Consider the following 22,758-nt stretch of genomic DNA (forward strand, 5'->3'; position numbering starts at 1 on the left):
CGCGGCCGGCCGGCGTCGACGGGGAGGAGTCCGCCGACGCCGGGCCGGGTGGATCAGTTGACGCTGACGGCCGACCAGGCGGCGGCCACCGTGGTGTACTCGGCGCTGCCGCTGCCGTACAGGTCGGCGGCGGCCGACAGGGTCGCGGCACGGGCGCCGGCGTAGTCGGTCCGCGACGTCATGTAGGTGGTGAGCGCGCGGTACCAGATGGCGCCGGCCTTGGCGTTGCCGATGCCGGTCACGGTGCTGCCGTTGCAGGTCGGGCTGTTGCCGTACGCCGACGAGCCGCTGCCCACGGCGAGCAGGTAGAAGAAGTGGTTCGCCACGCCGGAGGAGTAGTGGACGTCCAGGCTCTTCACCCTGGTGCTGTAGCAGTCGGCGGAGGCGCCGTCCTTCGAGGGCTTGTCCATGTAGCGCAGCGGGGCGCCGCTGGTGCGCAGCTTCTCGCCGATCAGGTAGTCGCCCGCGTCCTTGCTGTTCGCCGCGTAGAACTCGACGAGGGTGCCGAAGATGTCGCTGGTGGCCTCGTTGAGACCGCCCGACTCACCGCTGTAGCGCAGGCCGGCCGTGTTGCTCGTGACGCCGTGGGTCATCTCGTGACCGGCCACGTCGAGCGAGGTCAGCGGGTACCAGCCGGAGCCGCCGTCGCCGTAGGTCATGCAGAAGCAGGAGTCGCTCCAGAACGCGTTGGCGTAGTTGGTGCTGTAGTGCACCCGGCTGTACGCGCCGACCCCGTCGTTGCGGATGCCGTTGCGGCCGAACGTGTTCTTGTAGAAGTCCCAGGTCTCCTGCGCGCCGTACGCGGCGTCGGCCGCGGCGGTCTGCCGGTTGGCCAGCGTGCCGTCGCCGAACACGTTCGAGGCGCTGGTGACCAGGGTGCCCGTGCCGCTGGTGCCGCCGTTGAGGTCGTAGGTCTTGTGACCGCCCCGGGTGGCGTCGGCGAGCTGGTACGTGCTGCCGGAGAGGGTGCTGCCCACGGTGACCGTGCCGGAGTGGAAGGTGTTGCCGGTGCCGTCGCGCTGCACACCCTCCCAGGAGTCGCGCACCTTGCCGGTGGTGGCGTCCACCAGGACGTGCAGCTCGCTGGGGGTGCCGTCGGCGTACGCGCCGCCCACGACGACCTCGTAGGCCAGCGTGGTGCCGGCGGCGTCCGCGTCGTGGACGAGCTGGGTGCCGTCGACCCGGCGGGTGGCGGCGGTGGAGGCGGCGAGCGCGACCCGGCCGGCGGTCGCGGTGCTGACCCGGGCCTTGGCGCCCCGGGTCGGCGCGGCCGCGAGGCTCTGGCTGGCGCCCTTCCAGGTGTTGCCCTTGCCCAGGTGGACGACGGTGTCGCCGCCGAGCACCGGCAGGCCGTCGAGGTAACGGTTGAGCCGGACGTGCTCGGTGCCGTCGGCGTCGGTCTGCACGTTCTTGAGCGTGAAGCTCTGGCCGTCGGCGACCAGCGCGCTGCCCGAGTGGGCCTTGAGCTGGGCGACCGCCCGGGTGAACGCGTCGGTGGAGACGGGGGCCGCGGAGGCCGTCGCGGACAGCGTGCCGGCGGCGGCGAGCAGCGCCGCCGTGGCCAGCCCGCCGAGGAGAGTGGTACGACGCATGAAGTTCCTACCTTCACTAGGACTGCCGGTCGGGGGGGTACCGACCGACGGGTGACCCGCCGTGGGAGGGCACGCCGGATCAGCCGCGTTCGTGCAGGTCACACGGCGCGGCGACGCACGACGGATCGATGGAGGAAAGATCCTCGATGCGTTGTTGCACATTCTTGCCGGAGGCGGCCCATGTCTGTCACGACTTTCGGCCAAGATTTTTTCCACGACTTTTCGCATCCCGTTCACCACCCGGGGCTCCGGGGCGGTCGCCGCGCCGGGACCCGCACCCGCCGGGTCGGGCTGCGCCGTCTCGCGAACCCGTCCGCGACCAGCGCCGTAACCTCGGGGCATGCGTTCACCGCAGGCGACCGGGACGGCGCCGGACCAGGCCGACCGTCCGCTGCTCGCCGGTGGGCTGCTGGTCGCCACCGGCCTGGCCGACGTGCTGACCGCGTACGGCACGCTGCGGTCCGGGCCGTTCCTGGTGCTGAGCGGGGGCGGCCTCTACCCGGTCGACGTCACCGGCTGGGCCTGGCTGCACCTGGCAGTCGGCGGCGCGCTGGCGCTCGCCGGGCTGGCGGCGGTCACCGGGCGGCGGGGCGCGGCCACCGTGGCGATCGGCTGCGCCGCGCTGGCGATCGCCGTCAATCTGCTCATGCTGCCGTACGCGCCGATCCGGGTGGTCCTGGTCACCGCCCTCGACGCGGCGGCGATCCGGCTGCTGCTCCGCCGCCGCCGGGCCACCGGCCGGTCGGAGTGAGGCGACCGGTCAGCGGGGCTCGCAGATCCGGCCGCTGAAGGCGGGGTCGCCCTCCCGGTCGGCCGCCCACACCGGGTTCAGGGCCAGCGGGAGCGGCGGGGCCTGCCAGGCGGCGCCCAGCCGCTGGAGCAGCCGGTACTCCCGGCGCGGCTTGTCGACCCGGCCGCCCGCGAGGAAGTCGACCACGCGCTCCTGGGCGAGCCGCTGGCCGATCAGCCCGCCGTGCAGGGCGGGCATCTGGAACGTCGGGATCCGGCTGTACTCGCCGGGCGGCGCCTCCGCCGCGCTGACCGTGGGCAGGAAGGCGATCATGCGGACCCCGGCCACCGGGCAGAGCGTGCGGTTGCGGTAGAACGGCGCGTTGACCAGCACCGAGCGGACGAAGGGTTCGTCCGGTGCGCTCTTCACCTTGCGACCCAGGTTGGCCAGCCAGAAGATCCCGCGCAGTTCCCAGCCGGCGGCCACGCCCCACCCGGAGTAGCCCGCCGGCGGGTAGTAGGCCCGGCCGGGCTGGATGAGCGGGCTGAACAGCAGCACCGCCTCCACGGGCAGGGGCTGCGCCCACTTGTCCAGGTAGGTCCGCGCCACCATGGCGCCCTCGCTGAACCCGAGCAGGGCGATCGGCCGGCCGGTCCGTTTGTGCAACTCGTCGACCTGCGCGGCGAGCAGCACCGCGCTGGAGTCCAGGGCCTGGTGGGTGGCCTCCGGCCCGTACGGCAGCGGCCGGCCCTGCCCGTCGAGGCCCACGTAGGAGAAGCGCTCGACCCGGGGGTCCTCCGGTGCGCGACCGTTCCACTGCGAGTCGTGCCCGGCGATGGCGATCACCGCGTGCGGCACCCGGTCGGGCAGCCGCTCGGCGATCACCGGGGGTCGCCACTCCGCCGGCGGACCCAGCGCCAGGCCGACGAGCGTCTGCGACGCGACGGCGGCGGCCATGGTGAGGACGATCGCCACCGGCGCGACCGGGGTGCGGGCCAGGCGGATGCGGGCCGGCAGCACGGCCGCCGCCACGGTGCGCTGCCAGAGCAGGCCGTTGGCCAGGCCGGCCAGCGCCGCCACCGGGACGCCCCACCAGCCGGACGTGCTGGAGATGACCGCGCCGGCGACGGTGAGCACGACGAAGTTGAGCACCGACCAGCCGAGCAGCTCGATCGTGGGCAGGCCCCGCCACCAGTGCCGGACCACCCCGGCGCGCTGGAGGAACGGGGCGAGCACCAGCATCGGGGCGAGCGAGGCGAACAGGTAGAGGGAGAGCGCGACCGCCGAGAAGGCGACCGAGATCGCGGCCCACGGCGAGATGATCACCAGGGCGAGGGCGGCCACCTCCAGGTTCCGCCGCACCAGCCAGCCGAATGACGGACGGGCCGCCCGCGCGGGCCAGGCCAGTGCGGTCAGCCCGGCGGTGAGCACCCCGCGGAACACGGTGAGCGCCACCAGCCCGAGCAGGAAGTTCCCCCAGGAGTCGTGGAAGACGAGCAGCCACCGCAGGTCGTGGAACGAGTCGTACGGCCAGACCGCGGTCACCTGCGGCGCCAGCCCGCGGGCGCCGTGGAGGCCGATGCCCACCAGGACCGACTCCTGCACCACGGGCGGCAGCACGGCGAGCAGCAGCAGCATCGCCGTCCGGTTGCGGACTGCCTCCACCGCCGCTCCTCGCGCCTCGCGTCCTCGGGCCCCTTGCAGGATCTCCCGCGAGCCGCCCCGGCGGTGCCGGAATGGCCGACCAGGCGTACGCAGAGTCAGCGGGCGGTCCCGCTGCGCAGGGTCGGCGGACCGGCGGGGTGGCGTCCGCCGCGTCGCGTGGCAACCTGTCGCATCCCTCGGGCAGGATGCACGACGTGCGCCGCGAACGGGACGACCAGCCGACCGGAGACAGCCGATGACCGACGACCTGCTCGACGGCCCCGGCGACGGGGTCGGCCGGGTGCTCGGCACCGCCGACGCCACCCCGCTCACCTTCTGGACCGCCGTGGCGCCCGGCAGCTACCTCCAACTCGACGACGTGGTGGTGACCCGCCGCGAGCTGCCCGACCGGGAGCCGGTCACCATCGCCGGCGTGGTCACCCAGGTGCGCGCCCGGCACGAGGGGGCGCAGTTCGACTCCGACGTGTTCGCCATCGCCGACGGCACCCTGCCGGCCCAGGTGCAGGAGGCCGCCGAGGTCACCACCACCCGGGTCGACCCGGAGTTCTACGTGCCGCCCACCCCCGGCGCCGTGGTGCACCGCGCCGAGGGCGACGCCCGGGCCCGGGCGCTGCACTTCGACCGGATGGAGCGGCGCATCCCCATGGGCATGGGCCGCGACGGCGTGCCGGTCTACCTCAACGCCGACTTCCTCGACGGCACCCGGGGCGCGCACGTCTCCATCTCCGGCATCTCCGGCGTGGCCACCAAGACCAGCTTCGCCACCTTCCTGCTCTACTCGGTCTTCCGCTCCGGGGTGCTCGGCGGCGACGCGGTCAACGCCAAGGCGCTGATCTTCAACGTCAAGGGCGAGGACCTGCTCTTCCTCGACCACCCCAACACCCGGCTCGACGACGCCACCCGGGCCGGCTACGCGAAGCTCGGGCTCGACGCGGGCGCCTTCCCCGACGTCCGGGTCCACGCCCCGCCCCGGGTCGGCGACTCCTCCGGCACGCCCGACGTGAGCAGCCGGCTCACCGGGGTGGACAGCTTCTACTGGACGCTCAGCGAGTTCTGCGCCGACCGCCTGCTGCCCTACGTCTTCGCCGACGCCGACGACGAGCGGCAGCAGTACACGATGGTGGTCCACTCGGTCGCCGCCCACCTGGCCCGACACGCCCAGCCCGCCGACGGCGGGGTGAGCATCGACGGGGTCCGCCTGGGGTCCTACGCCGACCTGGTCGACCACGTCGTCGAGCAGCTCAACGACGACGAGACCCGGGGCGACTGGGCGGGCAGCGCGGTCGGCCTGGGCACGGTCAACGCGTTCGCCCGCCGGCTGATCGGCAGCAAGAAGGACCTGGGCCGGCTGATCCGGGGCGACCTGGCCACCCGCCGCCCGCACTCGATCAACACCGCCGAGTCCGCCCAGGTCACGGTGGTCGACCTGCACAACCTGCCGGACCGGGCGCAGCGTTTCGTGGTCGGCGTGACGCTCAAGAGCGAGTTCGAGCGCAAGGAGAAGGCCGGCACCGCCAAGCCGCTGCTCTTCGTCGTCCTCGACGAGCTGAACAAGTACGCCCCCCGGGAGGGCTCCTCCCCCATCAAGGAGGTGCTGCTCGACATCGCCGAGCGGGGCCGCTCGCTCGGGGTGATCCTGGTCGGCGCCCAGCAGACCGCCAGCGAGGTGGAGCGGCGGATCGTCACCAACTCGGCGATCCGGGTGGTCGGCCGGCTCGACCCGGCCGAGGCGTCCCGCCCGGAATACGGCTTCCTCCCGCCCGCCCAGCGCCAGCGCGCCCTGCTGGCCAAGCCGGGCACCATGTTCGTCAACCAGCCCGACATCCCGGTCCCGCTCTGCCTGGAGTTCCCCTTCCCGGCCTGGGCCACCCGGGTCTCCGAGGCCGGCCGGGCGCCCTCGGAGACGCTGCGCTCGATCACCCAGGCGGTCGACCCCTTCGCGGTGGTCGGCTCGGGCGCCGCCGACGACGACATCCCGTTCTAGAGGGCTGACCATGAAGATCCTGCACACCTCCGACTGGCACGTCGGCAAGGTCCTCAAGGGGCAGTCCCGGGCCGAGGAGCACAAGCAGGTGCTCGCCCAGGTGATCGACATCGCCCGGGTCGAGCGCCCCGACCTGGTCATCGTGGCCGGCGACCTCTACGACACCGCGGCGCCCACCCCGGAGGCGACCCGGCTGGTCACCCGGGCGCTCACCGCGCTGCGCCGCACCGGCGCCGACGTGGTGGCGATCGGCGGCAACCACGACAACGGCGCCGCGCTCGACGCGTTGCGCCCCTGGGCCGAGGCCGCCGGCATCACGCTGCGCGGCAGCGTCCGGGACAACCCGGCCGAGCACGTCATCGACGGCGTCACCCGCGACGGCGAGCGCTGGCAGGTCGCCGCGCTGCCGTTCCTCTCCCAGCGCTACGCCGTACGCGCCGTGGAGATGTACGAGCTGACCCCGGCCGAGGCCAACCAGACCTACGCCGACCACCTGGGGCGGGTGCTGGCCCGGCTGGCCGAGGGGTTCACCGAGCCGGACCGGGTGCACCTGGTCACCGCGCACGTCACCGTGGTCGGGGCGAGCACCGGCGGCGGCGAGCGCGACGCGCACACCGTGCTCGGCTACGCGGTGCCGGCCACCGTCTTCCCGGGCAACGCGCACTACGTGGCCCTGGGCCACCTGCACCGCTCGCAGCGGGTGATCGGCCCCTGCCCGGTCCGCTACAGCGGCAGCCCGCTCGCCGTCGACTTCGGCGAGCAGGAGAACGTCGGGTCGGTGACGATCGTCGAGGTGACCGCGACGACCGCCGCGCAGATCCGGGAGGTGCCGGTGCCCGGGGCCGTCCCGCTGCGCACGGTCCGCGGCACCCTGGCCCAGCTCGCCGAGATCGACGTGCCCGACGGCTGGCTGCGGGTCTACGTCCGCGAGCAGCCCCGTGCCGGGCTACGCGAGGAGGTGCAGGAGCTGCTCCCCCGGGCGCTGGAGATCCGGATCGACCCGGAGCTGGTGCCGGCGCCCGGCAGCGGCACCCGCACCGCCCAGCGGGCCGGCCGCTCGCCGCGCGAGCTGTTCGCCGACTACCTGGACAGCCGGGGCCACGCCGACGAGGACGTCCGGGAGCTCTTCGACGAGCTGCTCGAGGAGGTCGAGCACTGATGCGGCCGATGCGGCTGGACATGGCGGGCTTCACCGTCTTCCGCGAGGAGACCACCGTCGACTTCACCGACGCGGACTTCTTCGCGCTGGTCGGGCCGACCGGCTCGGGCAAGTCGACGGTCCTCGACGCGATCTGCTTCGCCCTCTACGGCACGGTCCCCCGCTGGGGCGGCGCCCGGGGGCTGGCCAACGCCCTCGCCCCGTCGGCCACCGAGGCGCGGGTGCGGCTGGTCTTCGAGTCCGCCGGCGACCGGTACGTGGCCACCCGGGTGGTCCGCCGGGACGGCCGGGGCGCGGTGAAGACCGCCAACGCGGGCCTCCAGCTCATGCCGCCCGGGTTCGACGTGACGAAGCTCGACACCGGGCTCAGCCCGGAGGACCTGGGCGAGGTGGTGGCCGGCACCCCCGCCGAGATGGAGCAGGCGGTGCTCGACGCGGTCGGGCTGCCGTACGAGCAGTTCACCAGTTGCGTGGTGCTGCCGCAGGGGCAGTTCGCCGACTTCCTGCACGCCAAGCCGGCCACCCGGCAGCAGATCCTGGTGAACCTCCTCGGGCTGGGCGTCTACGAGGAGGTGCAGAAGAAGGCCACCGAGCGCGCCGGGCAGGCCGAGGCGAAGCTGGAGGCGGTCGACAAGATGCTCGGCGGCCTCGCCGACGTCGACGAGGAGAGCCTGGCCGGCGCCCGTGACCGCGTCGACCGGATGCGCGAGCTGGCCGCTGCCGTCGCGGCGGCCGTACCCGAGCTGGAGCGGGCGCGCGCGACGACGCGCGAGCAGGCCGCGGCGCTCGCGGCGCTCGACGCCGAGCTGACCGTGCTGGCCGGGGTCCGGCCGCCGGACGGGACCGCCGAGCTGGCCCGGGCGGTGGCCGCCGCGCGGACGGCCGCCGACGAGGCGGCCACCGCGGTGGGCCTCGCCGAGGAGCGCGAGGAGAAGCTGCGCGGCGAGCTGGCCGCCGCCGGCGACGAGAGCGCGCTGCGCGTGCAGCTCAAGGCGTACGCCGACCGGGAGCGGCTGGCCGGCGACGCGGTGGCGGTCCGCGCGGCGGTGGACGCGGCGCAGGCCGAGCACGACGCGGCGGCCGGTGCGCTCGCCGCGGCCCGGGCCGAGGCCGAGCGGGCCGAGGCGGAGCTGGAGGCGGCGTTCCGGGCGCACGAGGAGGCGAAGGCCACCGACCAGGCGGTGGCGCTGCGGGCGCACCTGGTCGACGGCGGCCCCTGCCCGGTCTGCGAGCAGCCGGTGCCCAAGGTGCCGGCCGTGCCGAAGGGCTCGGCGGTGGCCCGGGCGCTCGCGGCCGGCAAGGCGGCCCGGGCGGCCAGCGAGGCCGCCAAGCGGGTGGTGCAGGAGCGCGACACGGCCGCCCGGGAGCTGGACCGGGTGCTGCTGCGCGCCCGCGCCGAGCACGACCAGCTCGGGGCCCGGCTGGCCGAGCTGGACGGGCAGCTCGCCGGCGCGGCCACGCCGGAGGCGCTGCGCGAGTCGCTGGCCGAGCACGCCCGCCTGCGCCGGGCGCTGGAGGAGGCGGCGGGGGCGGTGCGCGCGGGCCGCGACGCCGCGCGCCGGGCCCGCGGCAACCTGGACGGCGCGCAGGAGCGGCTGCGCCGGGCCTGGCGGGACTTCGACACCGTCCGGGACGGGCTGGCCCGGTTCGGCCCGCCGGCCGCCGACCGCGACGACGTGGCCACCGCCTGGACGGCCCTCGCCGGCTGGGCCGGCGAGCAGGCCGGGCGGCGGCGCGCCGACCGGGCCGGCCTGGCCGCCGCCGTCGACGCCGCGGAGGCCGCGGCGGGCGAGGTGGCGGAGCGGATCGGCGGGCTCTTCGACGCGGCCGGGCTGGCCGCGCCGGAGGACCCGAAGCGCGACGCCGCGGTGGCGGTGGAGCGGGCCGAGGCGGAGCTGCGCCGCCTGGAGGAGCGCCGCGAGCAGGCCGCGGAGCTGCGCGAGCAGCGGGCCGGCCACGAGCGGCAGGCCCGGGTGGCCCGCGCGCTCGCCGGGCACCTGCGGGCCAACAACTTCGAGCGCTGGCTGCTGGCCGAGGCGCTGGACCTGCTGGTCGACGGCGCCTCGCGGATCCTGCGCGAGCTGTCCGGCGGCCAGTACGACCTGGTGCACGACAAGGGCGAGTTCTTCGTGGTCGACCACCACGACGCCGGGCTGCGGCGCGGGGTGCGCACCCTGTCCGGCGGGGAGACGTTCCAGGCGTCGCTGGCCCTGGCGCTCGCGCTCTCCGAGCAGCTCGCCGGGATGTCCACGAGCGCGGCCAGCCTGGAGTCGATCGTCCTCGACGAGGGCTTCGGCACGCTGGACGCGGCCACCCTCGACACGGTGGCGGCCACCCTGGAGAACCTGGCCGCCCGGGGCGACCGGATGGTCGGCGTGGTCACCCATGTGCCGGCGCTCGCCGAGCGGATCCCGGTCCGCTTCGTGGTCCGCAAGGACGCCCGCACCGCGCGCGTGGAACGGACCGGCCTGTGAGCGCGGGCGCCCGGTTCTTCGTCGACGCGTGGGACCCGGCGTACGGGGCGTCGTTCGAGGCGGCCGGCGGGGGCGGGCCGGCGGCCCCGAGCAGCGCCCAGGTCGACGCCGACGTCGAGTTGCCCGCCACCGACTGGCGGGCCGTCGACGTCCGGCGCGACGTCGCGGCCCCGGACGTGGTGCTGCTGGTCGACGGCGTACGCCGGATCGACGCCAGCGTCTGGACGGCCGAGGACGACGGCGGCTCCTTCCCCGGCATCGCGGCCTCGTACGCCGCCGGCGTGGTCCGTTGCGACCTGGAGCGGGGCGCGGCGGAGCTGGCCGGCACCCGGGTGGGCCGGGGGCTGTTCACCGCCAGCCCCTCGGCACAGGACGTGGTGGCCGGCGCGATCCGCTACCCGGTGCACCGGGTGAGCGGCACCGGCGAGCTGAGCAAGCTGCCGGCCGCCGTGCAGGGCCCGCTGACCGCGCTGGAGGTGGCGGTCTCCGACGCGGTGCGCACCGACGGCGACCTGCTGGTGGTGGACGGGCCGCTGCGCAGCCGGCGGAACCTGCCCCGCACCCTGGGCTACATCAAGACGCAGCACAGCCAGTACCTGGACGGCCGGCTCACCGCGGTGGTCACGGGGCTGGCTCCGGGGCAGCGCTGCCCGGTGTTCCGCCTGGGCACGGCGTGGGGCGGCTATTCGTGGTACCTGCGGCTGCCGGTGGCCGGCGGCGCGCCCTGGGCGGGCGTCGTGCGGGTGGAGTGCTCCGCCGACCTGACCGAGGCCGAGGCGATCGAGCTGGCCGACCTGTCCCTGGTCACGCTGCCCCGGTTCGCCTCCACCCCGTACAAGGATCCGCGCGCCCCGCAGAACCTCGTTCCGATCGCCGGCCTGGAGCGCCGGCTGCGCGGGATGCTCGGCGACGCCCGCCTGCTGCACCGGGTGCTCACCGCGGCGGCCCGGGTCCGGCGCTGATGGGCCGGCGACGCGGCGCGGACCGGGCGATCGCGCAGGTCGACACCGGGCAGGCCGAGCTGGTGCCGGACCCGGACCGGCCGGGCTCCTGGACGCTGCTGCTCGACGGCGCGCCGCAGTCGCACGTGGACCTCACCGACCCCACCCACCTGGAGTTCGAGTACGTCCGGCGGCTCGCCGCCGCGATCGACCTGGTGGCGCCGGCCGGCGCGCCGCTGCGGGTGCTGCACCTGGGCGGCGGCGCGCTCACCCTGCCCCGCTACGTGCAGGCCACCCGCCCCGGCTCCACGCAGCGGGTGTCCGAGGTGGACGGCGCCCTGGTGGACCTGGTCCGGCGGGAGCTGCCCTGGCCGGCCGACCCCCGGCTGCGCGTCCGGGTGGCCGACGCCCGGGCCACCCTGACGTCGAGCCGGGACGGCAGCTACGACGTGGTGGTCGCGGACGTCTTCGCCGGCGCTCGCACCCCCGCCCACCTGACCTCGGTGGAATACGCCGCCGAGGTGGCCCGGGTGCTCCGGCCGGAGGGCTGCTACCTGGCGAACGTCGCCGACGGCCCGCCGTTGCGGCACGCCCGCGCGCAGGTCGCCACGGTACGCACCGTGCTGCCCCGGGCCTGCCTGGTCGGCGACGCGGCGGTGCTCCGCGGCCGGCGCTACGGCAACCTCGTGCTGGTCGCGTCCCGTGTGGAGCCGCCGGTGCCGGAGCTGACCCGGCGGGCCGCCGGCGACTGGTTCCCGGGTCGGGTGCTGGCCGGCGCCGACCTGGACCGGTTCGCCGGGGGCGCCCCGGTGGTCCACGACGCCGACGCCACCGAGTCCACCCCGCCTCCGCCCGGAATTTTTTCCGTCCGGCGTTGATCCGCTCGGCGGGCCGCTCCGTATCACCGGGCGGCCATGCCCGTGGGGGGTCGGCTGATGTCATTTGGACACCGGAGGTCTTGCATGCACGCGGTGGCGGCCGGCTGGCACGGCGAGGTGGCGAGGCCCGAGTGGATGTTCGCGCGGGCACAGCCCCGGTCGCGCGAGTCGCGGTCGGGTCGGGGGGTCGACGCCCGTCCCTCGGATCGCCAGAATGACCCCGTGACGCCGCGACCGGCGCCCGGACGCCATCAGGCGACGTCCACCGAGGCGAGCCACTCCGACCAGCTGATCCGGCTGCTCTACGCCGAGCACGCCGGGCCGCTGCTGATGTTCGTGATGCGGCTGACCGGCGGGGACCGGCAGCGCGCCGAGGACATCGTGCAGGAGACGCTGCTGCGGGCCTGGCGCAACGCGCACCGGCTGGGCGTCCAGGGCCAGGGCTCGCTGCGCCCCTGGCTGGTCACGGTGGCCCGGCGGATCGCCATCGACGAGCACCGCAGCGAGCAGGCCCGCCCGGCGGAGACGTACGACCGGGACCTGACCGCGTTCGCCGAGGCGGACAGCACCGACCGGGTGCTGCGCACGATGACCGTGGCCGACGCGCTGCGTACGCTGAGCCAGTCGCACCGGGAGATCCTGGTGGCGACGTACTTCCGGGGGCGTACCGTGCCCGAGGCGGCCGAGGAGCTGGGCCTTCCGCTCGGCACCGCGAAGTCGCGGGTCTACTACGCGCTGCGCGCGCTGCGCACGGCTCTGCAGGAGAGGGGGGTGACGGAATGAGCCGGGCCGACCACATGGACGTGGCCGCGTACGCGCTCGGCGTGCTGGACCCGCAGGACGTGGAACGGTTCGAGGAGCACCTCGCCACCTGCTGGGCGTGCGCGGCCGAGCTGGAGACGATGGTCCCGGTGGTGGGGCTGCTCTCCGGCATCGACGGCGAGGCGATGGCCGCGCTGGAGCAGACGCACACCGATCCCGCGCTGCTGGACCGTACCCTCATGGCGGTCCGCCGGGACCGGCGGCGGACCCGGATGCGGCAGGTCTTCGCCGCGGCGGCGGCCGTGGTCGTGTTCGGCGGCCTGAGCGGCGCCGGGATCGCCGGGGTGTTCGGGGGCGACGACGAAAAGCGGATCCCGCAGGCCGAGCCGACGCTGACCGCGCCCGTCACCGCCCCGCCCTCCCCCGGACCGACGGCGTCGGGGCCGGGCATCGGAGGCAACGAGCAGGAGGGCGACCAGCACGACGCCACCGACCCGGGCACCGGCGTGAAGACCACCATGTGGCTGGCGCCCAAGGAGTACGGCACCCAGATCGACCTTCAGCTCACCCGCCTGCCCGGGCCGCGCACCTGCCGGCTCGTGGTGGTGCGGACGAACGCCACCAGCGAGGTGGTCTCCACCTGGTCGGTGCCGGGCGGCGGCTACGGCACGAACACCAACCAGCTTCCGCTGGAGCTGAGCGCGTCGACCTCGGCGCCGCTCAAGGACATCGAGAAGATCCAGGTGCAGTCGGTCGACGTCAACGGGGTCGCCAGCCCGCTGGTGACGGTGGCCGACCTCTGATCCCGCCGGGACGCCGGCGCCGGGCAGCGACACCGCCCGGCGCCGTTCCGTCGTGCCCGGGGGTCGTCACCCCGACGTGCTCCCCCACGCGCCGCCGGCCGGATCGGTTCAACGGATCCACTGTGAAATGGAGCACCCTTTTCTCTTCAACCTTGACAGCGCACCGCCCGTACTACTCGGCGAACTGCCAAGAACGAGGAGGGCACGTGGCACACCTGAAGCGGACGACCGTCATCGTCGCGAGCGCGATGGTCGCACTAACGGCCTGCGCCCCCGCGGGCTACGACGGGGCGAACTCGAGCGCGGCCGAGCCGGTCGCCGTCGCCGCGGCCGAACCCACCGCGTCGGCCGAACCGGAAGCCTCCGCGTCCCCGGACGCCCCCGCCGACGACAAGGCGCCCCCGTCCGACGTGAAGCTCACCGACGAACTGGTCAGTAAGAAGCTGCCCCGGATGGGCCAGGTCGTCACCGACCAGGACGGCTGGGTGCTGTACCGGTTCGACAAGGACTCGGCCGACCCGCCGCAGTCCAACTGCGTGGACAAGTGCGCCCAGGTCTGGCCGCCCGCGCTGACCGACGGCAACCCGCAGCTCCAGGGCGTCTCCGACGACAAGGTCGGCACGGTCACCCGCCAGGACGGCACCCGGCAGATCACCATCGGGGGCTGGCCGGTCTACCGCTACATCGGGGACAAGAAGCCGGGCCAGTGGAAGGGCCAGGGCGTCGGCGGCACCTGGTTCGTCGTCGACCCGAACGGCAAGAAGAACCTCACCTGCCTGCCCACCGGCACCCCGAAGGCGGTCGCCCCGCCGGCGTCGGGCGGCGACTCGGGCGGCGACTCGGGCTACTCGTACTGACCCGAACCCCGGACACGGTGGCCGGTCGCAGCCGGGGAGGGCGCGGCCGGCCACCGTCGTGAACCCGGGACAGCGGCGATCCGGCAGCCCCGCGTCCCGGTGCGGCGCCGGCCCGTACCGGGCCGGCGCCGCCCCCTGCGCGCCGGACGTCAAACACGGGTACGGGCCGGCGCCGCCCCCTGCCGCGCCGGACGTCAAACACCGGCACGGGCCGGCGCCGTCGCGGTGGGGGCACGTGGCAGAGTTGCGGGGTGACCTCCCCCGCCGCCCGCCGGACGCTGCGCCCACCGGCCGGCTACCGGCTGGCCGCCTCGGTCCGGGCCCTCACCTTCAGCCCGTACGACCCGTGCGCCCGGATCGCCGCCGGCAGCTTCTGGTGGGCCACCCGCACGCCGGCCGGTCCGGCGACCCTCGCGCTGCGCCCAGAGGCGGGTGAACTGGTCGCCGAGGGCTACGGCCCCGGTGCGGACTGGGTGGTGGAGCGGGCCGACGCGGTCGCGGGGCTCCGCGACGACCTGACCGGGTTCGCCGCGCTGGCCGGCGCGCACCCGCTGGTGGCCCGGCTGGCCCGCGAGCACCAGGGGCTGCGGATGCCCGCCACCGGCCAGGTCTTCCCCCGGCTGCTGCGCGCCGTCTTCGAGCAGAAGGTCACCGGCAAGGAGGCGTACCGGGCGTACGCGGCGACCGTGCGGCACTTCCGGGAGCCGGCGCCGGGGCCGCTGCAACCGCTGCTGCTGCCGCCCGAGGCGGCCGCGGTGGCGGCCACGCCCTACTGGGTCTTCCACCCGTTCGGGGTGGAGCAGCGGCGGGCCGACACACTGCGCCGGGCGGCCGCCGTCGCCGACCGGCTGGAACGCTGCGCCGACGCCGCCGAGGCCACCCGCCGGCTCACCGCGATCGCCGGCATCGGGCCGTGGACCGCCGCCGAGGTGGTCCGGATCGCATACGGGGACCCGGACGCGGTCAGCGTCGGCGACTACCACATCCCCAACACGGTGGCCTGGGCGCTGGCCGGGGAGCGGCGCGGCGACGACGCCCGCATGCTGGCCCTCCTTGAGCCGTTCCGGGGCCACCGCGGACGGGTCTGCGTGCTGCTGGAGGCCGCCGGCATCCAGGCGCCCAAGTACGGGCCACGCGCCCCCATCCGCTCCTTCGCCGGCTACTGACCCGGTGCCGCGGAGGAACAGAGCCGGCGCAGCGTCCGCCCCAGCCACCAGGCGTACGCCCGCTGGACGGCCCGGGCGGCCGGCCCGGCGGCGCGCACGTACCAGTGGCCCGGCCGGCTGAACGCGGTCACCTCGAACCACACCCCGTCGGCGGTCCGGGTGACCAGGAACGCCTCCTCGCCGATCTCCGGGTGCCCGGGCAGCGTGCCGTAGCCGAACCCGGCCCGGTCCGGCTCGTCCGCCGTCCAGACCACCTCGGTCGGGCCCCAGATCCGCAGCGGGCCGACGCCGAGCCCCGGGGTGACCCGCACGCCGGCGGCGGCGCGGGGCGCGTCGGTGCGCATGACGACGCCCGCGGCCCGGTGCAGCCGCCAGCCGAGCACCGCGTCCGCGGCGGTCGGGAAGCCGCCGTCCGGCAACCGGAGCCGGTGGCGCAGGTGGTGGTAGTCGGCCGGCAGGCGTCCGTCGCGGGTCGCCCCCACCTCGGGGTACGTCAGCTCGGGCACGTCGGCCTCCTCCTCGCGGGACACCGCCAGGGTACGGCCGGGCCGGGTGGCCCGCCCGGCGCCGGTCGGCGGGGCTGTGGTGGGCTTGCCGGGTGACCGACCAGCTGACCCTGGCCCCGGCCGGTGTCGCGGACGCCGGTGAGATCCTCACCGTGCAGCGCGCCGCGTACCTGGTGGAGGCGCAGCGCTACCGGGACGTGTTCCTGCCCCCGCTGACCGAGACGCTGGACGAGGTCCGCGCCGCCCTGGCCGGCCCGACCGTGGTGCTGGCCGCCCGGCTCGGGCCCCGCCTCGTCGGCTCGGTGCGCGCCCGGATCGACGGCGACACGGCCCACGTCGGCCGGCTCGCGGTCGCGCCCGACCAGCAGGGGCGCGGCATCGGCGGCCGGCTGCTGGCCGCGGTGGAGGCCGCCTGCGCCGGGCGGGTGACCCGGTTCGCCCTGTTCACCGGCGCGGAGAGCGCCGAGAACCTGGGCCTGTACGCGCGGCGCGGTTACCGGGTCGTGGCGCACCGGCCGGACGAGAACGGCAACCGGCTGGCGGTGCTGGAGAAGACGGTCGAGCCGGCGCGCGGGGACGGCTGAGCGGCGCACGGGGAGCCGGTGGTCAGCCCCGCTCGCAGCGGCGGCGGAGCCCGTCGGCCTCCTGCCGCAGGTAGCGGCGGATGGTCCGGCCGAGGAGCAGCCCGACCGGCCCGGCCAGCGGCCCGGTCTGCGCCATGACCAGCTCGGCGCGGACCCGCCCGTCGTCCAACGGGTCCAGCCGGTGTTCGCCCCGGCTGTGCACGCCGGGGCTGTCGGACTCCCAGACGAAGCCGTACGGCGGGTCGATCTCGGTGACCCGCCAGACCGCCGGGCGCAGCCCGGGCTGCTCCAGCCGGGCCGACGAGCCGAGGGTGACCGGCCCGGGATCCAGCCAGCGGGCGGAGGTGACCGAGGGCGTCCACTCAGGCCAGCGCTCGACGTCGGTCTGCACGGCCCAGACCCGGTCGATGTCGGCGGCGATCTCGACGGACTCCACGAACCGCATGGCGTTCCCCTCCCCCGGCATGATCAGGGACAGGCTACGCCCGGGATCGACGGCGGGTGATCCCGGTCAGGCCGCCTCGCGCAGGTCGGCCAGGCCGACCGGGGCGTACCGGCGGAGCAGCAGCTCCAGCTCGGCCACCGAGGCCACCTCGCCGACGACGTTGGCGCCGCCGCCGTGCTCGGCCGGGTAGCGGTGCACCAGCCGGTAGCGGTAGCGCCCGCGGATCAGTTCCACGCTGACCCGCCAGCGCCCGCAGCATCCGCAACTCCACTCCGGCACGCCGCGAACCGTAGCGCTGACCTGCGGTTTCACCATCCGGTCGCGGGTGACGAACGGGCCCGGGACGGGACACGCCGCCCCGCACGGCCGGTGATCTGCCTCACGACCGTCGGTGGGGTCTGATTGACTGGTCGCCGTGGACCTGCCGATCAATCCGCCGGTCGAGCCGATGCTGGCGAAGAGCGTGCCCCAACTACCCACCGACCCCGGCCTGACCTACGAGCCCAAGTGGGACGGCTTCCGCTGCATCATCTTCCGCGACGGCGACGAGGTCGAGCTGGCCAGTCGCGGCGGCAAGACGATGACCCGCTACTTCCCCGAGGTGGTGGAGCAGGCGCGCCGCCAGCTCCCGGAGCGGTGCGCGGTCGACGGCGAGCTGATCGTGATCCGCCGGGACGGCCCCGACGGCCAGCCGCGGCTCGACTTCGAGCTGCTGGCCCAGCGGATCCACCCGGCCGCGTCCCGGGTGAAGCTGCTCGCCGAGACCACCCCGGCCGACTTCGTCGCCTTCGACCTGCTCGCCATCGACGACGAGCTGCTCACCGACCGGCCCTACCCGGAGCGCCGGGGCCGGCTGGAGAAGGCGCTGGCCAAGGTCCGGCCGCCGGTGCACGTCACCCAGGTGACCACCGACCCGGAGATGGCCCGGCGCTGGTTCGACGTGTTCGAGGGGGCCGGGCTGGACGGGCTCATCGTCAAGCCGGCCGACCTGCCCTACGAGCCGGGCAAGCGGCTCATGTTCAAGGTCAAGCACGCGCGCACCGCCGACGCCGTGGTGGCCGGGTTCCGCTGGCACAAGTCCGGCCCGGTGGTCGGCTCGCTGCTGCTCGGCCTCTACGACGACGCCGGGGTGCTGCACCACATCGGGGTCAGCTCCTCGTTCACGGCGGCCCGGCGCAAGGAGCTGCTCGACGAGCTGGAGCCCTACCGGGAGGTCGGCGGCGACCACCCGTGGGTGCACGGCGACCACGAGCGGGGGCAGCGCATCCCGGGCGGGGTGAGCCGGTGGACCGGCGGCAAGAACCTGGAGTGGGAGCCGCTGCGCCCGGAGCTGGTGGCCGAGGTGGGCTACGACGCGATGGAGGGCGACCGGCTGCGGCACACCGCCCAGTTCGTCCGCTGGCGCCCCGACCGCGATCCCCGCTCCTGCACGTACGACCAGTTGGAGCGCCCGATCCGCTACGACGTCGACCAGGTGCTGCGCGGGGATCCGGCGGCGACCGTCGGCGACGGGCGTGGCCGGGCGTAGCCTGGCGGTCCACACGATCATGGAGGGCTCCCACGTGACCCGCTTCTCCGACCGGATCCGCCGCCGGCCCACCCTGGCCGGGTTCGTCGCGGCGCTGGTGCTCACCGCCGGCTGCACGCTGCCGGCGTTCGCCCCGCGGGCCGAGAGCGAGGGCGAGGCGGCCGCCCCGGGCACGGCGCCGACCTGGCGGGCCTGCCCCGAGGTGCCGGACGAGCTGGTCGGGCGGGGCGCGGCGGGCATGCGCTACGACTGCGCGCGGATCGCCGTACCCCGGAACTGGGGCACCGGGGCGGCGACCGGCGCGACCGCCGGGCCGGGCGCCGGGGAGACCTTCGAGATCGCGCTGATCCGGATCCGGTCGAACAAGCAGCACGACCGGATCGGGTCGCTCGTGGTGAACCCGGGCGGTCCCGGCGCGTCCGGCGTGGACACCGCGGTCTACCTCTCCTTCGGCCCGGGGTTCGGCGGGCTGCCGGCCGACGTGACCGACCGGTTCGACATCGTGGGCTTCGACCCGCGCGGGGTGGCCCGGTCCAGCCCGGTGAAGTGCATCCCCGACGCCGACCTGGACGCCAGCTTCGGCTACGACCCCGACCCGGAGAGCCAGGCGTCCTTCGACGGCTTCGTGGCCCTCAACCGCCGGGTCGGCCAGCGGTGCGGCGGGAAGTACGGCGACCAGCTCCCGCTCTACGGCACCGAGCAGGCCGCGCGGGACATGGACGCCGTGCGGGCGGCCGTCGGCGACGACAAGCTGACCTACCTCGGCTACTCCTACGGCACCCTGCTGGGCGCCACCTACGCCCAGCTCTACCCGCAGCGGGTGCGGGCGCTGGTGCTCGACGGCGCGGTGGACCCGCAGCAGAAGCTCGTCGCCGGCTCGGAGAGCCAGGCGAAGGGCTTCGAGCGGGCATTCGACAACTTCTCCCGCTGGTGCGCGGCGAACGCGGGCCGCTGCCCGATCGCGCCGGACGCCCGGGCCGCGGTGACCACCGCCATCGACAAGGCCCGGGTCTCCCCGGTGCGCGGCAGGGACGGCCGGGAGGCCACCGCCGGCTGGGTGTTCTACGCGGTGATCTCCTCCCTCTACACCGAGCAGGGCTGGCAGGAACTGGCCCGGGCGGTCGACGCGTTGCAGGGCGGCGACCCGACCGGCGTGTTCAAGCTCGCCGACGCGTACGCGGGCCGCGAGGACGACGGGCACTACTCCAACCTGTTCGACGCGAACATGGCGGTGAACTGCGCCGACGAGACCGAGAAGCCGACCCGGGAACAGATCCGGTCGCTCCAGTCGCAGTGGCGGCAGAAGTACCCGCTGTTCGGCCCGGCGCTGGCGGTCGGGATGCTCGGCTGCGTGGAGTGGCCGGGCGGGCGGGACCCGTACCCGACCGGGAAGGCGGCCGGCGCGCCGCCGATCCTGGTGGTCGGCACCACCGGCGACCCGGCCACGCCCTACGAGCAGACCGCCGCACTGGCCTCGATGCTGGGCGTGGGCCGGGTGCTCACCTGGGAGGGCGAGGGGCACACGGCCTACCCGCAGACCCCCTGCGTCACGGCCGCCGTCGACGCCTACCTCGTCTCGCTCACCGTCCCCCGGGAGGGGCTGCGCTGCCCCGCCCGGTGACGGGCGTGGTCACCGGCTCCGGCGACGCCGGCGCCGCCGTTCCCAGGGCGGGGCGGTGCTGACCGGCTCGGGGCGGTCCAGCTCGGGCAGCACGATGCCCTGCCGGGCGGCCATCTCCTCCACCAGCGCCCGCAGCCGCCGTACGTCGGCCTTCAGCTCCTCCTGCTCGGCGTGCTCGAAGGCGTCGTCGTCCACGATCAGCCGGCTGGCGAAGTGCGCGGTGATGAGCGGGATGACCAGCAGCACCATGGTGGAGATGAGCAGCGCGGCGAGGAACCGCCCGGCGAAGGAGGTCGGGGAGATGTCGCCGTAACCGACCGTGGAGGCGGTCACCACGGCCCACCAGACCGAGTCCGCGGCGCTCTTGTGCTCGGCGTGGCTGTACAGCACGCCGGCCACCACGATCATCAGCAGGTACGAGATGATCAACGTGCGCGGCGAGTTGGCGAACCAGACCAGACCGCGGTAGATCCAGCGGAACGGCAACAGCAGGACGTCCATGGCGCACATGCTGCCCGGTGCCGGCAACCGGCGCGACGGCATCGCCGGGCGTGACTGTGGGAGGCTGCCCGGCGTGACCGACGTGATCTTCCGGGAGGCGGTCCGGGCCGACCTGCCCGCCGTCATCGCCCTGCTCGCCGACGACGTGCTGGGCAAGGCCCGCGACTTCACCGAGGTCGACGAGGCGTACGAGCGGGCGTTCGCCGCCATCGACGCCGACCCGCGCAACCACCTGGTGGTCGCGGAGTCCGCCGGCGAGGTGGTCGGCTGCTTCCAGATCACGTACATCCCGGGGCTGGGCCGGCACGGTGCCGAGCGGTCGCTGATCGAGTCGGTCCGGGTCCGCTCCGACCTGCGCGGCCGGGGGCTGGGCCGGCAGATGATGACCTGGGCGATCGACCAGGCCCGGGAGCGGGGCTGCGCGCTGGTGCAGCTCACCACCGACAAGAGCCGCGCCGACGCCCACCGCTTCTACCGGGACCTCGGCTTCGTGGCCAGCCATGAGGGCATGAAGCTGGCGCTCTGACGGTTGGCTCGGCGGCGATGGCCGCACCGGATGCACCCGTGTCGACCGGCCCCGGCCCGGGGACGTGGCTGGCGCTGCTCGGCTGCCTGACACCGTCCACCTTCGCGCCGGCCGTCCCGCGCCGGCCTGGGCCCCGCCCGCACCGCCCGCCCCCGGCACGGTTGATCATGAAGTTGGCGCCACCCCGGCACGGCGTGTCGCGACGCCAACTTCATGATCGACGAGGCGGGGCGAGGCGGGCCGAGCCGGCGGGGGGCCGGGCGGGGCGGGACCGAACGGGGGTCAGTCGGTTGCCAGGCGGCCGTCGCGGAGGGTCAGGGTGCGGTCGGCCATGTCGATCAGGGCCGGGTCGTGGGTGGCGACCAGGGCGGTCATGCCGCGGGCGTGCACCACGGCGCGGAGCAGGTCCATGATGGAGCGGCCGGTCTCCGAGTCGAGCTGGCCGGTCGGCTCGTCGGCGATGAGCAGGTCCGGCTCGTTGGCCAACGCCCGGGCCACCGCCACCCGCTGCTGCTGGCCGCCGGAGAGCTCGTACGGGCGCTGCGCGGCGTGCCCGCCCAGGCCGACCAGCTCCAGCAGCACGGCCACCCGCTGCTCCCGCTCGGCCGCCGGCACCTTGGCCAGCCGCAGCGGCACCCCGACGTTCTCCGCCGCCGACAGGATCGGCACGAGGCCGAAGGTCTGGAAGACGAACCCGACCGTGCCGCGGCGCAGCGCCAGCAGCTCCCGCTCGCTCGCGGCGGTCACCTCGTGCCCGGCCACCCGGACCCGCCCGCGGTCCGGCCGGTCCAGCCCGCCGATCAGGTTCAGCAGGGTGGTCTTGCCCGCGCCGGAGCGGCCCCGGACCGCGACCAGCTCGCCCCGGCCGGCCACGAACGAGACGTCCCGCACAGCGTGCACGGCGTGCTCGCCCCTGCCGAAGGTGCGGCTCACCCCCTCGACCCGGACCACCTCGTCCAAGGCGACCCGGGGCGGCACGGTCAGCTGATCGGTCATCACTCACTCTCCTCGGCGTGCGCGCGGTCGCCCGGCCGCACCTCGACGTGGTCGGGTTCCAGGTTGAGCCGGACCCGGTCGCGCAGGGACAGGGCGTCCACGAAGGACGCGGGCAGCTGCATCCGGCCGGTCCGGTCGAGCACCGCGTACTCCTCGCTGACCAGCTCGGTGCCGCCGTCAGCGGTGACCCGGGCCGTGCGGCGTACCTCGGAGGAGGTCCGGCCGTCGCGGATGGCGACGGTCCGGCGGACCTGGCCGGCCACGGCCTGGTCGTGGGTGACCACCACGATGGTGACGCCCAGCTCGGCGTTGATGGTGCGCAGCGCGGCGAAGACCTCGGCGCCGGTGGCCTCGTCCAGCTCGCCGGTCGGCTCGTCGGCGAAGAGCACCTCCGGGTCGTTGGCCACCGCCACGGCCACCGCGCAGCGCTGCTGCTCGCCGCCGCTCAGCTGGCCCGGCCGGCGGTCGGCGCAGTACCCGACCCCGACCATGTCGAGCAGCTGGCGGGCCCGCTCCCGGCGGGCGCGCCGGGAGCGGCCCCCGGCCAGCTTCATGGGCAGCTCGACGTTCTCCAGCGCGGTCAGGTACGGCAGCAGGTTCCGGCCGGTCTGCTGCCAGACGAAGCCGACCACCTGGCGGCGGTAGGCGAGCCGGCGCCGGTTCGACAGGGCGAGCAGGTCGTACTCGGCGACCCGGGCGATGCCCGCGGTCGGGGTGTCCAGCCCGGAGAGGATGTTCAGCAGGGTGGACTTGCCGGACCCGGAGGCCCCGACGATCGCCACCAGCTCACCCCGGTCGATGACCAGGTCGAGGCCCTGGAGGGCGACCACCTCCACCCCCTCGGTCTTGAAGATGCGGACCAGCCCGTCGCAGACGATGTGGCCGCGCAGGCGGTCCCGGCCGCCGGCCCGTTCGGCGGCGCGCTCCGCAGCGCGCTGCTGAAGGGCGGCCAGGTCCGGTACGGCGGCTGCTGGCTGTCCGGGGTCGCTGCGCGGCGTCAGACGCGACGAGCCCGGATGGCCATAGTCGATCGCGGTCAT

The 22,758-nt window shown here is 75.2% G+C and carries 22 protein-coding genes; 14 read left to right on the plus strand and 8 right to left on the minus strand.

The window, feature by feature from the left end; genetic code table 11:
• Positions 1-53: 53 nt before the first annotated feature.
• Complete coding sequence (locus FXF50_RS13875; protein ID WP_148427882.1) at positions 54-1,592, minus strand: M4 family metallopeptidase; 1,539 nt, start codon at positions 1,590-1,592, stop codon at positions 54-56.
• A 340-nt stretch (positions 1,593-1,932) separates the two neighbouring features.
• Here FXF50_RS13875 and FXF50_RS13880 point away from each other — a divergent pair, with 340 nt between their 5' ends.
• The gene (locus FXF50_RS13880) at positions 1,933-2,343 is read left to right on the plus strand and encodes a hypothetical protein (RefSeq protein ID WP_148427884.1); all 411 of its coding nucleotides are present in this window, start codon (positions 1,933-1,935) and stop codon (positions 2,341-2,343) included.
• A 9-nt stretch (positions 2,344-2,352) separates the two neighbouring features.
• On the opposite strand, the gene FXF50_RS13885 is transcribed toward FXF50_RS13880, so the two are convergent.
• A complete protein-coding gene (locus tag FXF50_RS13885; protein ID WP_187399677.1) occupies positions 2,353-3,960 on the minus strand; it encodes a hypothetical protein in 1,608 nt (535 codons plus the stop codon).
• Positions 3,961-4,222: 262 nt separating this feature from the next.
• On the opposite strand from FXF50_RS13885, the gene FXF50_RS13890 reads away from it, so the two are divergent.
• The 9 genes from FXF50_RS13890 to FXF50_RS13930 all read left to right on the plus strand — a co-directional run bounded on the left by FXF50_RS13890 (position 4,223) and on the right by FXF50_RS13930 (position 15,011).
• Positions 4,223-5,971: an ATP-binding protein gene (locus FXF50_RS13890; protein WP_148427888.1), complete on the plus strand. Its 1,749-nt coding sequence runs from the start codon at positions 4,223-4,225 to the stop codon at positions 5,969-5,971.
• Positions 5,972-5,981: 10 nt separating this feature from the next.
• Positions 5,982-7,130: an exonuclease SbcCD subunit D gene (locus tag FXF50_RS13895; RefSeq protein ID WP_091311614.1), complete on the plus strand. Its 1,149-nt coding sequence runs from the start codon at positions 5,982-5,984 to the stop codon at positions 7,128-7,130.
• The gene (locus tag FXF50_RS13900; protein WP_148427890.1) at positions 7,130-9,604 is read left to right on the plus strand and encodes an AAA family ATPase; all 2,475 of its coding nucleotides are present in this window, start codon (positions 7,130-7,132) and stop codon (positions 9,602-9,604) included. Before FXF50_RS13895 ends, FXF50_RS13900 begins: the two co-directional genes overlap by 1 nt.
• On the plus strand, positions 9,601-10,566 hold the full coding sequence (locus tag FXF50_RS13905; protein WP_148427892.1) for a hypothetical protein: 966 nt from the start codon (positions 9,601-9,603) through the stop codon (positions 10,564-10,566). Before FXF50_RS13900 ends, FXF50_RS13905 begins: the two co-directional genes overlap by 4 nt.
• On the plus strand, positions 10,566-11,423 hold the full coding sequence (locus FXF50_RS13910; RefSeq protein WP_148427893.1) for a spermidine synthase: 858 nt from the start codon (positions 10,566-10,568) through the stop codon (positions 11,421-11,423). The genes FXF50_RS13905 and FXF50_RS13910 overlap by 1 nt, the downstream gene beginning before the upstream one ends.
• A gap of 84 nt (positions 11,424-11,507) precedes the next feature.
• Positions 11,508-12,206 carry a sigma-70 family RNA polymerase sigma factor gene (locus tag FXF50_RS13915; RefSeq protein WP_091311627.1) on the plus strand — a complete coding sequence of 233 codons (699 nt, stop codon included), beginning with the start codon at positions 11,508-11,510 and terminating at the stop codon, positions 12,204-12,206.
• Positions 12,203-12,988 (plus strand): anti-sigma factor, encoded by a 786-nt coding sequence (locus FXF50_RS13920; protein ID WP_148427895.1) that lies wholly within the window; start codon positions 12,203-12,205, stop codon positions 12,986-12,988. Before FXF50_RS13915 ends, FXF50_RS13920 begins: the two co-directional genes overlap by 4 nt.
• A gap of 206 nt (positions 12,989-13,194) precedes the next feature.
• Positions 13,195-13,845 (plus strand): hypothetical protein, encoded by a 651-nt coding sequence (locus tag FXF50_RS13925; RefSeq protein ID WP_148427897.1) that lies wholly within the window; start codon positions 13,195-13,197, stop codon positions 13,843-13,845.
• 251 nt (positions 13,846-14,096) lie between these two features.
• The gene (locus tag FXF50_RS13930; protein WP_148427899.1) at positions 14,097-15,011 is read left to right on the plus strand and encodes a DNA-3-methyladenine glycosylase; all 915 of its coding nucleotides are present in this window, start codon (positions 14,097-14,099) and stop codon (positions 15,009-15,011) included.
• Here FXF50_RS13930 and FXF50_RS13935 read toward each other — a convergent pair.
• Positions 15,005-15,541, minus strand: a complete 537-nt coding sequence (locus tag FXF50_RS13935) for a DUF1990 family protein (RefSeq protein WP_255510024.1) — start codon at positions 15,539-15,541, stop codon at positions 15,005-15,007. The genes FXF50_RS13930 and FXF50_RS13935 overlap by 7 nt on opposite strands.
• Positions 15,542-15,609: 68 nt before the next feature.
• Here FXF50_RS13935 and FXF50_RS13940 point away from each other — a divergent pair, with 68 nt between their 5' ends.
• Complete coding sequence (locus FXF50_RS13940; RefSeq protein ID WP_148427901.1) at positions 15,610-16,101, plus strand: GNAT family N-acetyltransferase; 492 nt, start codon at positions 15,610-15,612, stop codon at positions 16,099-16,101.
• A 22-nt stretch (positions 16,102-16,123) separates the two neighbouring features.
• On the opposite strand, the gene FXF50_RS13945 is transcribed toward FXF50_RS13940, so the two are convergent.
• Positions 16,124-16,567: an SRPBCC family protein gene (locus FXF50_RS13945; RefSeq protein WP_255510025.1), complete on the minus strand. Its 444-nt coding sequence runs from the start codon at positions 16,565-16,567 to the stop codon at positions 16,124-16,126.
• A gap of 45 nt (positions 16,568-16,612) precedes the next feature.
• Positions 16,613-16,825 (minus strand): hypothetical protein, encoded by a 213-nt coding sequence (locus FXF50_RS13950; protein WP_091311643.1) that lies wholly within the window; start codon positions 16,823-16,825, stop codon positions 16,613-16,615.
• A 136-nt stretch (positions 16,826-16,961) separates the two neighbouring features.
• Between FXF50_RS13950 and FXF50_RS13955 the strand changes: the two genes are divergently transcribed.
• Positions 16,962-18,074, plus strand: a complete 1,113-nt coding sequence (locus FXF50_RS13955; RefSeq protein WP_148427903.1) for an ATP-dependent DNA ligase — start codon at positions 16,962-16,964, stop codon at positions 18,072-18,074.
• Positions 18,075-18,108: 34 nt separating this feature from the next.
• Positions 18,109-19,695: an alpha/beta hydrolase gene (locus FXF50_RS13960; protein WP_148428317.1), complete on the plus strand. Its 1,587-nt coding sequence runs from the start codon at positions 18,109-18,111 to the stop codon at positions 19,693-19,695.
• Positions 19,696-19,704: 9 nt separating this feature from the next.
• Here FXF50_RS13960 and FXF50_RS13965 read toward each other — a convergent pair whose 3' ends face one another.
• Positions 19,705-20,196: a potassium channel family protein gene (locus FXF50_RS13965; RefSeq protein WP_148427905.1), complete on the minus strand. Its 492-nt coding sequence runs from the start codon at positions 20,194-20,196 to the stop codon at positions 19,705-19,707.
• 73 nt (positions 20,197-20,269) lie between these two features.
• On the opposite strand from FXF50_RS13965, the gene FXF50_RS13970 reads away from it, so the two are divergent.
• Positions 20,270-20,722, plus strand: coding sequence for a GNAT family N-acetyltransferase (locus tag FXF50_RS13970; RefSeq protein ID WP_148427907.1), 453 nt, complete (start codon positions 20,270-20,272; stop codon positions 20,720-20,722).
• Between the two features lie 282 nt (positions 20,723-21,004).
• Here the strand turns inward: FXF50_RS13970 and FXF50_RS13975 are convergent, their stop codons facing one another.
• Both FXF50_RS13975 and FXF50_RS13980 read right to left on the minus strand, forming a co-directional pair.
• A complete protein-coding gene (locus FXF50_RS13975) occupies positions 21,005-21,718 on the minus strand; it encodes an ABC transporter ATP-binding protein (protein ID WP_148427909.1) in 714 nt (237 codons plus the stop codon).
• Positions 21,718-22,758, minus strand: coding sequence for an ABC transporter ATP-binding protein (locus FXF50_RS13980; protein ID WP_148427911.1), 1,041 nt, complete (start codon positions 22,756-22,758; stop codon positions 21,718-21,720). Before FXF50_RS13980 ends, FXF50_RS13975 begins: the two co-directional genes overlap by 1 nt.

This window comes from Micromonospora sp. AP08 (genome assembly GCF_008085935.1).
GTDB classification, from domain to species: domain Bacteria; phylum Actinomycetota; class Actinomycetes; order Mycobacteriales; family Micromonosporaceae; genus Micromonospora; species Micromonospora chersina.